At 68.6% G+C, this 13495-nt stretch carries 12 protein-coding genes; 5 read left to right on the top strand and 7 right to left on the bottom strand.

The features are described from left to right. The first annotated feature begins 55 nt into the window (after positions 1-55). Positions 56-1315, top strand: a complete 1260-nt coding sequence (locus CDO46_RS19565) for an alanine--glyoxylate aminotransferase family protein (protein ID WP_087840144.1) — start codon at positions 56-58, stop codon at positions 1313-1315. Between the two features lie 200 nt (positions 1316-1515). On the opposite strand, the gene CDO46_RS19560 is transcribed toward CDO46_RS19565, so the two are convergent. The 7 genes from CDO46_RS19560 to CDO46_RS19530 all read right to left on the bottom strand — a co-directional run bounded on the left by CDO46_RS19560 (position 1516) and on the right by CDO46_RS19530 (position 7929). Further along, complete coding sequence (locus tag CDO46_RS19560) at positions 1516-1788, bottom strand: PsiF family protein (RefSeq protein ID WP_087840143.1); 273 nt, start codon at positions 1786-1788, stop codon at positions 1516-1518. Between the two features lie 92 nt (positions 1789-1880). After that, positions 1881-2333 (bottom strand): DUF126 domain-containing protein, encoded by a 453-nt coding sequence (locus CDO46_RS19555; RefSeq protein ID WP_087840142.1) that lies wholly within the window; start codon positions 2331-2333, stop codon positions 1881-1883. Then, positions 2330-3613, bottom strand: a complete 1284-nt coding sequence (locus CDO46_RS19550; protein WP_087840141.1) for an aconitase X catalytic domain-containing protein — start codon at positions 3611-3613, stop codon at positions 2330-2332. The genes CDO46_RS19555 and CDO46_RS19550 overlap by 4 nt, the downstream gene beginning before the upstream one ends. A gap of 43 nt (positions 3614-3656) precedes the next feature. After that, a complete protein-coding gene (locus CDO46_RS19545) occupies positions 3657-4520 on the bottom strand; it encodes an IclR family transcriptional regulator (protein WP_087840140.1) in 864 nt (287 codons plus the stop codon). Between the two features lie 76 nt (positions 4521-4596). Continuing rightward, positions 4597-5568 carry a tripartite tricarboxylate transporter substrate binding protein gene (locus CDO46_RS19540; RefSeq protein ID WP_087840139.1) on the bottom strand — a complete coding sequence of 324 codons (972 nt, stop codon included), beginning with the start codon at positions 5566-5568 and terminating at the stop codon, positions 4597-4599. 49 nt (positions 5569-5617) lie between these two features. Beyond that, on the bottom strand, positions 5618-6886 hold the full coding sequence (locus CDO46_RS19535) for an FAD-dependent oxidoreductase (RefSeq protein WP_087840138.1): 1269 nt from the start codon (positions 6884-6886) through the stop codon (positions 5618-5620). A gap of 29 nt (positions 6887-6915) precedes the next feature. Further along, complete coding sequence (locus tag CDO46_RS19530) at positions 6916-7929, bottom strand: tripartite tricarboxylate transporter substrate binding protein (protein WP_165962991.1); 1014 nt, start codon at positions 7927-7929, stop codon at positions 6916-6918. Positions 7930-8129: 200 nt separating this feature from the next. Between CDO46_RS19530 and CDO46_RS19525 the strand changes: the two genes are divergently transcribed. The 4 genes from CDO46_RS19525 to CDO46_RS19510 all read left to right on the top strand — a co-directional run bounded on the left by CDO46_RS19525 (position 8130) and on the right by CDO46_RS19510 (position 13463). After that, positions 8130-9854 (top strand): dihydroxy-acid dehydratase, encoded by a 1725-nt coding sequence (locus tag CDO46_RS19525; RefSeq protein WP_087840136.1) that lies wholly within the window; start codon positions 8130-8132, stop codon positions 9852-9854. Positions 9855-10075: 221 nt separating this feature from the next. Continuing rightward, the gene (locus CDO46_RS19520; protein WP_087840135.1) at positions 10076-10837 is read left to right on the top strand and encodes a crotonase/enoyl-CoA hydratase family protein; all 762 of its coding nucleotides are present in this window, start codon (positions 10076-10078) and stop codon (positions 10835-10837) included. Continuing rightward, positions 10834-12705 (top strand): feruloyl-CoA synthase, encoded by a 1872-nt coding sequence (locus tag CDO46_RS19515; protein ID WP_087840134.1) that lies wholly within the window; start codon positions 10834-10836, stop codon positions 12703-12705. The genes CDO46_RS19520 and CDO46_RS19515 overlap by 4 nt, the downstream gene beginning before the upstream one ends. Then, a complete protein-coding gene (locus tag CDO46_RS19510) occupies positions 12702-13463 on the top strand; it encodes an SDR family NAD(P)-dependent oxidoreductase (protein ID WP_087840133.1) in 762 nt (253 codons plus the stop codon). Before CDO46_RS19515 ends, CDO46_RS19510 begins: the two co-directional genes overlap by 4 nt. Positions 13464-13495: the final 32 nt, after the last annotated feature.

Raw genomic sequence — 13495 nt, 5'->3', positions numbered from 1 at the left:
TGCGGCCGACAGACCGCCCGGCTCCGGGCTTTCCACTCACAGCCGCGTATCCAACATGCCAACCCGCCCGCTTCGCGCCGCCGAAGAAACCGCTGACACCGCTTCCTCGACCGACCATCCCCCGCTTGTCTACTCGCAGCCGCCCCGTGTGCGCCTGCTGAGCGAGATCCTGCCCGACGATCCCCTGCTGATGATGGGCGCCGGCCCCGTTCCCATTCCCGACGTGGTGGCCCATGCCAACTCGGTGGTCATCAACCACCTGGGCGCGACCATGTCGACCATCATCTCCCAGGTCAAGCAGATGGCGGGCTATGTGTTCCAGACGAAGTCGGAATGGGTGCTGGGCGTGGCCGGCCCGGGTTCGGCTGCGATGGAGATGGCGATCTGCAACCTGGTGTCGCCCCGCAGCAAGGTGCTGTGCGTGGTCAACGGTTTCTTCAGCGCCCGCATGGCCGAGATGAGCCGGCGCCTGGACGCCGACGTCGTCACGCTGGAAATCGACGGCCACCAGGCCGCGTCGGCCCAGTTGGTGGAGCAGGCGATCGAGCAGCACCGCCCCGACGTCCTGACCATCGTCCAGGGCGAGACCTCCAACACGGTCTTCAACCGCGAACTGCCCGCCATCGCCAAGGCCGCCAAGAAGCGCGGCTGCCTGGTCGTGGTCGATGCCGTCTGCACGCTCAGCACCATGCCGCTGCAGATGGACGACTGGCAGATCGACGCCGTCATCACCGGTGGCCAGAAGGGCCTGTCGTCGATTCCCGGCGTCTCGCTGATCGCGTTCTCCAACGATGCGTGGGAACACATCAGCCGGCGCAAGACGCCCAATACCCACTGGGTGCTGGACGCCAGGCTGGCCGAGAACTTCTGGCACAAGGGGTCGTACCACTACACCGCCCCGGTGTCCGGGGTGCTGGCGCTGCACGAGGCGCTGCGCCTGGTCTGCGCCGAGACCCTGCCGGTGCGTTTCGCGCGCCATTCGCGTTCGTCCTTCGCCTTGCAGAACGGCATCGAGGCCATGGGCCTGCGCCTGTTCGCGCCACCGGCCTCGCGCCTGAACTCGGTGGTCGGCATCACGGTGCCCGACGGCCTGACCAACACCGGGATCTGCGCGCACATCTCCGAACGCTACCGGGTGGAAATCTCGGGCTCGTTCGGCCTGCCCATCGTGCGCATCGGCCAGATGGGCGAACAGTGCCGGACCCACAACCTGTTCCGCACGCTGCACGCGCTGGGCTCGACCATGCGCGACCTGGGCGCCAAGGTCGACATGCCCGCCAGCATGGCCACGCTGGAATACAGCCTGCAGGTGTAGCCCCCCCCTACGCGCTTCGCGCGCCCCCCAGGGGGCGATGCGGGTGGACCGGCGGAGCCGGATCCACCGCATCCTGGGTCTAGTGGGGTTGTCTCGGTGCGAAGCACCGCGTTCTTGCTTTGATCCAGGGCGCCGCGGATCCGGCTTTGCCGGTCCGCCAGTGCCGCCCCCTGGGGGGCGCCCGAAGGGCGTAGGGGGGATTAACTACTCAAGCACTGCTTCATGAAGGCCTTGCGGTCGTCGCCTTTCTTGCCGGTGGCTTCCTTGTTGCAGGCGGTCATTTTTTCCTGCTGGGTCATCTTCTTGGCGGACAGGCACTCTTTCATGAAAGCCTTGCGGTCGTCGCCCTTGCGGTCGCCGGCGTCCTTGTTACAGGTGGTCATCTTGTTCTGCTGGGTGTTTTCGGCGGCCAGGGCGGGGCCGGTCAGGGCCATGAACAGGGCGGTCAGGGACACTGCTAGCGTTTTTTTCATCGTGAACTCCGAACCTTGGTTTGCGGGGACTCCGGTCGCCCACGGCTGACTGCCGGGCGGCAGCCCATTATCGTGCTCGACCGGGGAAATGCCTAGCCCCTGGCCCGCTTGGCCACTTCGACCCGGCCCAGGTCCCCGTCCACCCGGACCCAGTCTCCCGTCTCGATCACCGACAAGGGGTCGATGTCGAAGTCGGTGACCGACGGCGCGTGCGTGACCACGGCCCCGAGCGCGATCTTGGTCGTCATCTCGTTGAACAGCATGGCCGCGGGCGCCATGCCGGAGATGCGGGCGATGTGGAACTGGCCGGACCAGCCCGAGGACCCCTTCGCGCCGGGAAACACCAGCACCTTGCCGGCGAAGCTCACTCCGCGCAACTCGTGGCGGGTCTCGATGACGGTGCCGGTGCGGGGATCGATGCCGCCCCACCCCGAGATCCGGTCGCGCGTGACCAGCGCCTCGCCCTCGGCCCGTCCGCCCACGATGCCCCGGCCTTGCAGCACGATGACCCGGGAAACGGCCGTGGAACTGTCCTGCGCGCTCATCGCAAACCTCCTTTCCAGCGGCCGGTCACCGCGGCCTCGATGCAATCGGCGGTGCTGCCGAACCATGCCTGTATGCCCATGATGGCCGGCAGGTAGTGGACCTGCTTGGCCGAATCAACGGCCGCCACCTTGGTTCCCTGGGGAATGACGCGCCCCAGCGCCGAACAGGTGTCCGACATCAGGTAGCCGCCCGCGTCCTCGATGATGCGGGTGTAGCCGTTCTGGTCGGCGATCTGCTTGGTGGCACGGGGCGTGAAGATCCAGAGCTGCGTATTCTCATGCACGCGCTTGCCCTGCAGCAGCCGGCACACTTCCCAGATCTGCTCGATGCTGTAGTGCGGGCAGCCCAGCATGACGAAATCGACGTCGGGGTCGTGCGCCGTGGCGTTGAGGTTCTCGTAGGTCTCGCGCAGCTCCCTGGGCCCGAAGCGGAACACTTCGCGCCGGCGATTGCCACCGAAGGCGGCCTCGACCGTCGGCGCCTCGGGAGTGAAGCCGGGAATGTGGTACATCTCCACGCCGCCCGACGACGCCGCGGCCGCGCCGAAGTGCTTGAGCTTGAGGGTGCTGGGCGCCAGTCCCGCGCCGGTGATGACCGGGACCTTGTCCTGCACCTTGTCTCCCACGTAGTAGCCCAGCATGCCCCAGTCCGACATCGACTCGATGGGCATGTCCAGCTCCACCAGGTGGGTGCCGCGCCGTTCTGACTCGATGTGGTAGCCCCAATAGGGAATGCGGCCCGTCAGCATGGCCGCACCCGTGCTCTCGCGCCCTTCGGCGTTCGACCGCGCGCCCAGCACGGCGTTGATGTAGATGACGGCCGAAGACTCCATCCATGCGCAGTGCTCGCCCCGGGCCGGCAGGTTGCCGACCTGGTAGGGCGTGCAGGTGTTCAGGAGCTGCACGCCCAGGCCCGCGCTGTAGGCATCGCCCTTGCGGAAGATGCGCACGACCTCTTCGCCCACCCCCTGCTGGGCGGCGTGCTCGGGATCGATGCCCTGTTGCAGGTGGCTGCTGTAGACCTCGACGGGCGGAATGGCCACGACCTCGGCGCTGTCCAGGTTGAACTCGGAGAACACCGCGTCCAGGCCGCCCCGCTCGTCGGCGAACTTGCGCATGAACGGCGTGGTGGCGCCGATGGTACCCGCCACGTTGCGCGTCTCGACCAGGCGCTCGGCCCCCAGCGCGTTGCCGTAGCGCAGCAGCAGGTCCATGGCCTTCTGCTTGGCCGGGCCATGCGCGCCGTCGAGCATGGCTTTCTCGTGATCCGTCAGTCGCATTGCCGCCCTCCTTCCTGGCAGCCGGCCCGCGACGCCGCGCGGGTCAAGAAACCTTGAGCAATTTGTCCGGCAGCGGCACCTTGCCGCCCGTATCGCGCGCGATCGCCTGCGCGGTCTCGATCAGGCGCGGCGCCACCTCGTTGCGCAGGCGCTTCTCGGTGAACGAGAAAGCCGGCCCGCCGCAGTTCAGCGCCATGATCTCGCCGCCCGGCACGACCAGCGGCACCGATACCGAATTGATGTCGCGGTGGAACTCGCCCAGCGACAGGCAATAGCCGTGCATGCGCGCATCCCGCTGCGAGCGCTCGAGCCCCTTCTCCAGCCGCGCCCACTCCGCCTCGCCGCATTCCTTGCGTATGCTTTGCAGCAGGCGATCCTTCTCGTACTGGTCGGTCATCGCGCTCAGGTAGGCGCGCCCCAGTGCCGAACTGGCCACCGAGAAGCGCGACCCCACCCGCAGCCGCGCCAGGAGCAGCGCCGATTGCGGCGAGGCCGTCTCGATCAGCACGATGTGCAGCTCGTCCCGTATCGCCAGATAGACCGAGCCTTCGGTTTCGTTGGCCAGCGCGAGCATGTGCGGGCGCGCGATCGAGCGCGTATCGACCCCGCCCAGGAACGCCTGGGCCAGCGACACCACGCCCGCCGCCAGCGAGAAGCGCTCGGTCTCGGGTTCCTGTTTCATCAGGCCCAGGGAAACCAGCGTGGTGGCCAGCCGCGTGACCGTGGGCTTGGGGATCCCGGTCATCGCGGCCAGTTCGGCATTGCTCAATACGCGCAGGTCCTCGCGAAAGCAGCGCAGCACCGCGATCCCCCGCTCCAGGGCGGACACGGTGCCACTCGGTTCGGCCGCGGCGGACGCCCGCCGGGTCTTGGCGGCGGATGGGGCTCGGGGGGCGTTTCGTGGCATGGCGGGACTCCGGATGCGGCGGAAAAAAAGGATCGCCCATTTTATAGAGAAGCCGGCAGGTTTCCATGGAAGCGCCTCAGTCGGCGGTGGCGCCCGAGGCCTTCACCACCGGGGCCCACTTCTCGATCTCGGCCTTGACCAGGGCGTCGAACTCCTCGGGCGTGCTGGGCGCCGAGGTCAGGCCCACTTCGGCCAGGCGAGCCTTGAAATCCGCGCTGCGCAGGATGGTGCCCACGTCGGCGCTGATCTTGTTGATCACCTCGCGCGGCGTCGCCGCCGGCGCCACCAGGCCGAAGATGCTCTGCACGTTGAAGCCCGGAATGGTCTCGGCCACCGTGGGGATGTCGGGCGCGCTGGGATCGCGCGTCTTGCCGGTGACGGCGATAGGCTTGAGCTTGCCCGACTTGATGTAGGGCATGGACGAGAACAGCGGGTCGATCAGCAGCGGCACGCGGCCGGCCATCACCTCCGTGTAGGCGGGGCCGCTGCCCTTGTACGGAATGTGCAGCATGTCCACCCCGGTCATGCTCTTGAGCAGTTCGCCGGTCAGGTGCATGGAGCTGCCGCTGCCCGGCGAGGCGTAGCTCATCTTGCCCGGATCCTTCCTGGCCATCGCGATCACGCCGGCCAGGTCGTTGGCCGGCAGCGACGGCGTCGCGGTGATGACGATCTGCGAGGTCACCAGCATCGAGACGCCCGCCAGGTCCTTGACCGTGTCGAACGGCATGGTCTTGCGCAACGTCGGGTTGATGACGTGCGAGGTCACGACGATGCCCAGCGTGTAGCCGTCGGGCGCGGACTTGGCGACGTGATCCGTGCCGACCACCGTGTTGGCGCCCGGCTTGTACATCACCACCACCGGCTGGCCCCAGGTCTTCTGCAGGCGCTCGGACAGGAGGCGGCTCAGGATGTCGATGGCGCCGCCCGGGGCATTGGGCACGATCAGCGTGACCGGCCTGGACGGATAGGCGGGGCCGGCGGCCGCGACGGCATGGGTGGCGGTCGCGGCGCAGGCCGCGCCCAGCAGGGACGCGAACAGGATTTTCATGGAGTCTCCTTGAGGAATGGCGCGGGAACCTCGGCGTTCCCGCTTATGTTCAGATGTTGTTGCGGATGCGTTCCTGCAGGGCGGACACGTCCACGTCCCGCACCTTGCCGCCCAGGGTCAGGTCCAGGGCGTGGGCAGCCGCCGCTCCCATGGCGATGCACGGCCCCATGACGCGCACGCTGGACAGCGCCGCCGCGTCGGCGTCGATGCAGCGCCCGGCGGCCACGAGATTGTCGCTGCCGGCCGGGATCAGGCTGCGCAGCGGCACCGTGTGGACGTGGTCCTCGCCGAAGGGCTCCCACACGTAGCCCTCGGGCTGGTCGTGCAGTTCCACCGGCCACGAAGTCCGCGCGACGGCATCCGGGAAACGCGTGGCCGCGCGCACCTCCTCCGTCGTCAACTGATGCAGGCCGGCGATCCAGCGTGTCTGCCGGATGCCCGGCAAGGCATAGGCGCGGATGCGGGCGGCGCCGAAGGCTTGCGGATACTCCGCCTTCAGGAATTCGATGACGCGGTCCACCTGCTCGCGGCCGGCCAGGGCCGTGGCCGAGGCGGCCAGCGGATCGAGCGGTGTCTCCATGTGGGTCATGTTCATCGCCGCCACGCCTCGCCCGGGGAATCGGAAGAAGAGCCCGTCGTCGCGCGAGATGCCGTACTGCGCGGCCTTTTCCTTGATGCGCGCCGTAAAGGCCTCGCGCGTGGGCAGGTGGGCTTCGTCCAGGTGCTCGAGCACGAACATCTGGGTGCCGAAGATCGGCACGTCGGGCTCGCGGCAATCCAGGCCCGCCAGCCACGCCAGCGCCGCGTCGCCGCTGGCGTCCACATAGCCGCGCGCGTCCACGTGCACGTCGCCGTAGCGCGTGGCCAGCTCCAGCCGCTGCAGCCGGCCGCCCTCGCGCCGGGCCTCGCGCAACACCGCGCCCAGCACCACCGTGATGCCGGCGTCGCGGATCTTCTGTTCGATCCAGCGGCCCAGCGCCACCTCGTCGTAGTACACCACCGTCGTCAGCGGACCGACGTTATGGTGCAGCGCGCCGGCCTTGCCCAGGTCCTCCAGGATGTCGTCGGCGATGCCGTGGGTGAGCTGGATGCGGTTCGGGCCGTTCGAGAACAGCCCGCAGAACGTGCCGATGATGGAGCCCACCGCCTGGCCGCCCAGCATGGGCAGGCTGTCGACAAGCACGACCCGGCGGCCCAGCGCGGCCGCCTCGAGCGCGGCCGAGACCCCCGAGATGCCGGCGCCGACCACGCACAGGTCGGCATCGACATGCCAGGGCCGGTTTTCCGTTCGCCGGACGGTTCGTACTTGATTTGCCATGCGGATTCTCCTTGATGCGGCAATGATGTTCAGGTCTTCAGGCCCAGGCGTGCGACCATGGCCTTCTCGCGCTCGTAGGAAGCGCGCATCTCCTCGGTGAAGCCGGCCGTGTCCCGGTAACCGGGAATGAGGTCGAACTTGTCGAGGATGTCCTTGTGCGCGGGCTGGTCGATGGCCCGCTTGTAGGCGTCGTGCAGCACGCGCACGACCGCCGGATCCATGTTCTTCGGACCGGCCAGGCCGATCGGCGAGGTGTAGACGATGGGCACGCCCAGCTCCGTGGCCGTCGGCACGTCGGGAAACTTCTCCAGCCGCGATTCGCTGAAGGTCACCAGCAGCCGCATCTTGCCGGCCTGTACCTGGGGCGACCAACTGGCCGAATCGGACATCGCGTCCACGTGTCCGCCCAGCGCCGCCTGGATGACGTCGGCGCTGCCCTTCATCGGAATGACGTTGAATTTCACGCCCTTCAGCCGCGCGACCTCCTCCATCAGGAGATGGCCGCCGTTGGCGAAACCCACCGTGCCGTAGCTGATCTCTCCTGGCCGCGCGCGGGCGGCGGCGATCAGGTCGTCGAAGCTGCGCAGCGGGGAATCGGCGCGCACCGCGATGCCGAACGGACTCGTGACCATGCAGATGATCCAGGTCAGGTCGCGCAGCGCGTCGTAGCGCACCTTCTGCAGGTGCGGCATGCGAACCTGGATCTGCAGGGCCTGCGTCAGCAGATAGCCGTCGCCGCGGTCCTGGCGCGCCATGGCGTCGGCGCCCAGCAGCAGGTTCGCGCCGGGGCGGTTCTCGATGATGATCGGCTGGTTGTTCAGGAACGGCGCCGCGAGCTTGTCCACGAAGCGCTGGTAGACATCCAGCAGCCCGCCCGCGCTGGCCGGCACGATGATGGTGATGGGCCGGCTGGGAAAGCCCTGGCCGGCCGTGGCCAGGCGCGGCAGGGCCGCCGCGGGCATGCTGGCGGCAAGGCCGCGCAGCAATTGCCGGCGGCCGGACGACATGCGGGGACCGGCCGGGCTTCGCGGGTACGTGCTCATCTTGTCTCCTGTTCCGGCATCCATGCCGTGTCGAATTCGGTCCAGTGCGGATCCGCGGCAGATTCTCCGACAGTCGCCCGCCATGCGTCAATATTTTTCGAAATGACGTTTCATTTTAATTTTAACCACGGATCGGCGTTGCTCGAAAGACATGCCGGATGATAAATTGAAATAACGTTTCAAATTTTCATGGAGACCTCATGTCATCGTCCGACCCAGGCAAGACGGCGCCGCGCCGTGCGCTGCGCAGCAACTTCGAACCCGGCACCTCGCGCTGGGCGGTCAGGCGGGCGCAATGGCGCGCGCTCGGCCTGACCGACGCCGACATGGAGAAACCCAAGATCGCCGTGGTCAACACCTCGTCGGAACTGTCGAGCTGCTTCAGCCACCTGGACGGCGTCGCCGCCGCCATCAAGCAAGCCATACGCGAGGCCGGCGGCCTGCCCTTCGAGGTGCGCACCGCCGCTCCCAGCGACTTCATCACCAGCGCCGGCGCCCGCGGCGGCTATATCCTTCCCAGCCGCGACCTCATCGCCAACGACATCGAAGTGGCGGTGGAAGGCGCGCTGCTGGACGGCATGATCTGCCTGGCCTCGTGCGACAAGACCACGCCCGGCCAGCTCATGGCGGCCGCCCGGCTGGACCTCCCGACGCTGGTCGTGGTGTGCGGCTACCAGCGCAGCGGCCACCACAAGCAGCAACACGTCGACATCGAGGAAGTTTTCCTGGCCGCGGGCCACGTCGCGGCCGGCCGCATGGATCCGGCCGAGCTGGCGGCGATGAGCGAACAGGCGGTGCGTGGCCCGGGAGTCTGTGCCGGCATAGGTACCGCCAATTCCATGCACATGGTGTGCGAGGCATTGGGCATGGCCCTGCCCGGCAGCGCGCCGGTGGCCGCCAACAGCCCGCGCATGATGGCCACCGTCGCGCAGGCCGGCGCCCGCATCGTCCAGATGGTCTGGGAGGACCTGCGGCCGCGCGCCATCCTCACCGCCGAGGCCTTTGCCAACGCCGCCCGCCTGGTGCTTGCGCTGGGCGGCTCCATCAATACCATCAAGCATCTGCAGGCCATCGCGAACGAAGCGCAGGCCGGCGTGGATGTCTACGGGCTGTTCGAGCGGCTGGCGGATACCACGCCCCTGATCGCCGCCATCCGCCCCAACGGCGACCACTCCATCGAGGACCTGGAGCGCGCGGGCGGGACGCTGGCCGTGTTCAAGCGCCTGGCCGGCCTCTATCACCCCGAGGCGCTGACCGTGTCCGGGCGGCCGCTGGGCGACGCCGTGGACCAGGCCCAGGTGCGCGACGAAGCCATCCTGCGCCCGGCCGACCAGCCGCTGTCCACCCGCCCCTCCATCGTCATCCTGCGCGGTTCGCTCGCGCCCGACGGCGGCATCGTCAAGCTGGGCCTGGCCACCGGCAAGGCCATGCGCTTCGAGGGAACGGCCCGGGTATTCGAGTCCCAGGAAGATGCCATCGCGGCCCTGCAACGGGGCGAGATCGAGCGCGGCACCGTGGTCGTGATGCGCGGCCTGGGCGTGCGCGGCGGACCAGGCATGGGCATGGCCTCGCGCTTCGTGTTCGTCCTGGACGGTGCGGGCCTGGGCGAACACGTCGCGGTCGTCACGGACGGCCAGTTGTCCGGCCTGGTCAACAAGGGGCTGGTCGTGGGCGAGGTGTCGCCCGAGGCGGCCGCCGGCGGGCCGCTGGGCCTGGTCCAGGATGGCGACCCCATCGCCATCGATATCGATGCGCGCACCGTGGACCTGAAGGTGGCGGAACAGGAACTGGCCCGCCGGCGCGAAGCCTTCGCCCCGCCCGCCCCGGGGCGGGTGCGCGGCTGGCTGTCGGTGTACGAGCAGGTCGTGCGCCCCTTGCCCGAGGGCGCGGTCATCGCCCATACCGGAACCGCCCGCCCGCGCTGAGCCCTCGTGGCGTCCGGCCCGACAGACAATTATTCTTCTTAATCATATTGTCATGTACGGGCCGGACTCCACCGTTCCTCCATCTTCTCTCCCAACCTCTGTACGGCTTGAATCCACCTAGGGTAAGCCCCAGCGTTTCGTACGCAAAATTAGTTCATACTAATAACTAATACAGAGAGAAATCCGTGGCACTCGCCGCGGATACCAGTGGAGAAGACAGCTTGTTGTCCGTCGATACCAGCGGGCCGATCGGACGCATTGCGCTCGCTCGCCCCGGCAAGCGCAATGCGCTGAACGATGACCTGATCGCCCAGTTGCACATTGCCTTCATCAACATGCCCGAGCACGTGCGGGTGGTCATCCTCACGGGCGAAGGCGACCATTTCTGTTCCGGCCTGGACCTGTCGGAGCTGCGCCAGCGCAGCGTGGCCGACGGCATCGTCCATTCCCGGGGCTGGCATGCCGCGTTCGAGCAGGTCCAGTTCGGCAAGGTCCCCGTCGTGGCGGTACTGCACGGCGCCGTGGTCGGCGGCGGCCTGGAGCTGGCCAGCGCCTGCCACATCCGCATCGCCGAACAGACGGCGTTCTACGGGCTGCCCGAGGGCCAGCGCGGCCTGTTCGTGGGTGGCGGCGGGTCGGCCCGCATCTCCCGCCTGATCGGTGTCGCCCGCATGAGCGACATGATGCTGACGGGCCGCGTCTACGACGCGCAGGAAGGCCTGGCGGCGGGCCTGTCGCAATACCTGGTTCCCGAGGGCGAGGGGCTGCGCAAGGCCGAGGAGCTTGCCGCCCGCATCGCCGCCAATGCCCCGCTCAGCAACTACGCCGTGCTGCAAGCCCTGCCCCGCATCGCCGACCAGTCGCAAAGCGACGGCCTGTTCACCGAATCGCTCATGGCCGCCATCGCGCAGGGCGACATCGACGCCAAGGCCAGGCTGGAGGCTTTCCTGCAAGGGCGGGCCGCCAAGGTGGGCAAGCCATGACGACCTCGCACATCCCGTACCGCCAGGCGTCGCGGGGAGGCTCCCTGTCGGCGCACATAGAACGCGGGGAAGACGGCACGTTGCGCCTGCGTTCGACCGAGCCGCTGCGCCCCTACCCCGGACGCCTGACGGACTGCCTGCTGCACTGGGCGGCCATGTATCCGGACCGCCTGTTCGCCGCCAAGCGCCAGGATGGCGGCCCGTGGGTCGAGATGCGCTACGGCGACGCATTGCACAAGGCGCGCGCCATCGCCCAGGCGCTGATCGACCGCGGCCTGTCGGTCGACCGGCCCATCGTCGTGCTGTCGGACAACGACCTGGAGCACCTGCAGATCGCACTGGGCGCCATGCTGGCGGGCGTGCCCTACGCGCCCATCTCGGCCGCCTATTCGCTGGTGTCGCAGGATTTCGCCAAGCTGGAACACACGCTGCAGGTGCTCACGCCGGGCCTGGTGTTCGTCTCGGATGCCACCGCGTATGCGCGGGCGATCGCCGCCAAGGTACCCGCCGATGTCGAAGTGGTGGCGGTGCGCGGCGAGATCCCGGGCCGCCGGCTCACGCCCTTCGGCGACCTGCTGGCCACGCAGGCCACGGAGGCGGTCGACGCCGCCCATGCGCGCGTGACGCCCGACACCATCGTCAAGTTCCTGTTCACCTCGGGCTCGACCCAGTTGCCCAAGGCCGTCATCAACACCCAGCGCATGCTGTGCGCCAACCAGCAGATGCTGGTCCAATGCCTGCGCTTCCTGGCCGAGGAACCGCCCGTGCTGGTCGACTGGCTGCCGTGGAACCACACCTTCGGCGGCAACCACAACATCGGCATCGCCCTCTACAACGGGGGCACGCTGTACATCGACGAAGGCAAGCCCACGCCCCAGGGCATGGCCGAGACCCTGCGCAACCTGCGCGAGATCTCGCCCACGATCTATTTCAACGTGCCCAAGGGGTTCGAGGAAATCGTCTCCGCCATCGAACGCGACGAAACCCTGGGACGCACCTTCCTGGCCCGGGTCAAGGCCTTCTTCTTCTCCGGCGCCGGCCTGTCGCCCCAGGTCTGGGAACGCCTGGATCTGGCGGCGCAGCGCCTGTGCGGCGAACGCATCCGCATGCTGACCGGCCTGGGCATGACCGAGACCGCGCCGTTCGCATTGTGCGCCAATTCCGACCTGGTCTTCTCGGGCGTCATCGGCCTGCCCGCTCCGGGCCTGGAGGTCAAGCTCGTACCCGTGCAAGGCAAGCTCGAAGTCCGCTACCGCGGCCCCACGGTCACGCCCGGCTACTGGCGCGCCCCGCAGCAGACGGCCGAATCCTTCGACGAGGAAGGCTACTTCCGTTCGGGCGACGCGGCCCGCCCCATCGATCCCGAGCGGCTGGAACTGGGCCTGGCCTTCGATGGCCGCATCTCGGAAGACTTCAAGCTCTCCACCGGCACCTTCGTGTCGACCGGACCGCTGCGGGCACGCATCATCGCCGCCGGCGAGCCCTATGTGCAGGACGTGGTCATCGCCGGCCTCAACCGCAACGACGTCGGCATCCTGATCTTCCCGCGCATGGCCGAGTGCCGCCAGCTCGCGGGCCTCGCGGCCGACGCGCCGGCGGCGCAAGTGCTGGCCGTGCCCGCGGTGCGCGAGATGTTCCAGGAACTGGTGGACCGGCTATGGGCCTCGGGCACCGGCAGCGCGACCCGCGTGGCGCGCGCGCTGGTCCTGGACACGCCGCCGTCCATAGACCTGGGCGAGGCCACCGACAAAGGTTCCATCAACCAGCGCAACGTGCTCAAGCATCGCGCCGATGCGGTCGAGCTGATGTATGCCGGCACCGATCCGCGCGTCATTCTTCCCCACACGCCTTCCGGGAGCGCATCATGAAGATCGAAGGACTGGCCGCACTGGTGACCGGCGGCGCCTCCGGGCTCGGCGCGCAGACCGCGCGCCTGCTGGCGGCACGCGGCGCGCGGGTGGCGGTACTGGACCGCAACGCCGCGCAGGCCCAGGCCGTCGCCGCCGACATGGGAGGACTCGCGCTGCCCTGCGACGTCACCGACGCAGACAGCGTGCAGCAGGCGCTGGACGCGGCGCGCCAGCGGCACGGTCCCGCGCGCGTCCTGGTCAACTGCGCCGGCGTCGGCGGCGCGCACCGGATCACGGGCAGGCAGGGCCCGATGCCGCTGGCCGATTTCAGCCGCATCGTACAGATCAACCTGGTCGGCACCTTCAACGTCATGCGCCTGGCCGCGGCCGAGATGACCGCGCTCGACCCCCTGGACGACGGCGAACGCGGCGTCATGGTCAATACGACGTCGATCGCCGCCTACGACGGCCAGATGGGCCAGACCGCCTACGCCGCCTCGAAGGGCGGCATCGCCGCGCTGACCCTGCCGGCGGCGCGCGACCTGGCCCAGTTCGGCGTGCGCGTCATGGCGATCGCCCCGGGCCTGTTCCGGACGCCGCTGCTGGACGAACTTCCGCCGGAAGTCCAGACCAGCCTGGGCGGCTCGGTCCCCTTCCCCAGGCGGCTGGGCCAGCCCGCGGAGTTCGCCGCCCTGGTGGCGCACATCGTCGAGAACGCCTACCTGAACGGCGAGGTGATCCGCCTGGACGGCGCGCTGCGCATGCCGCCGCGTTGACGTCCGGGTGCCTGTAGTCGAACCGGCGCAAG

Source organism: Pigmentiphaga sp. NML030171 (genome assembly GCF_002188635.1).
Taxonomy (GTDB): domain Bacteria; phylum Pseudomonadota; class Gammaproteobacteria; order Burkholderiales; family Burkholderiaceae_B; genus Pigmentiphaga; species Pigmentiphaga daeguensis.
Note: the sequence above shows the minus strand (reverse complement) of the source record. Positions and strands in the feature narration are given on the sequence as shown.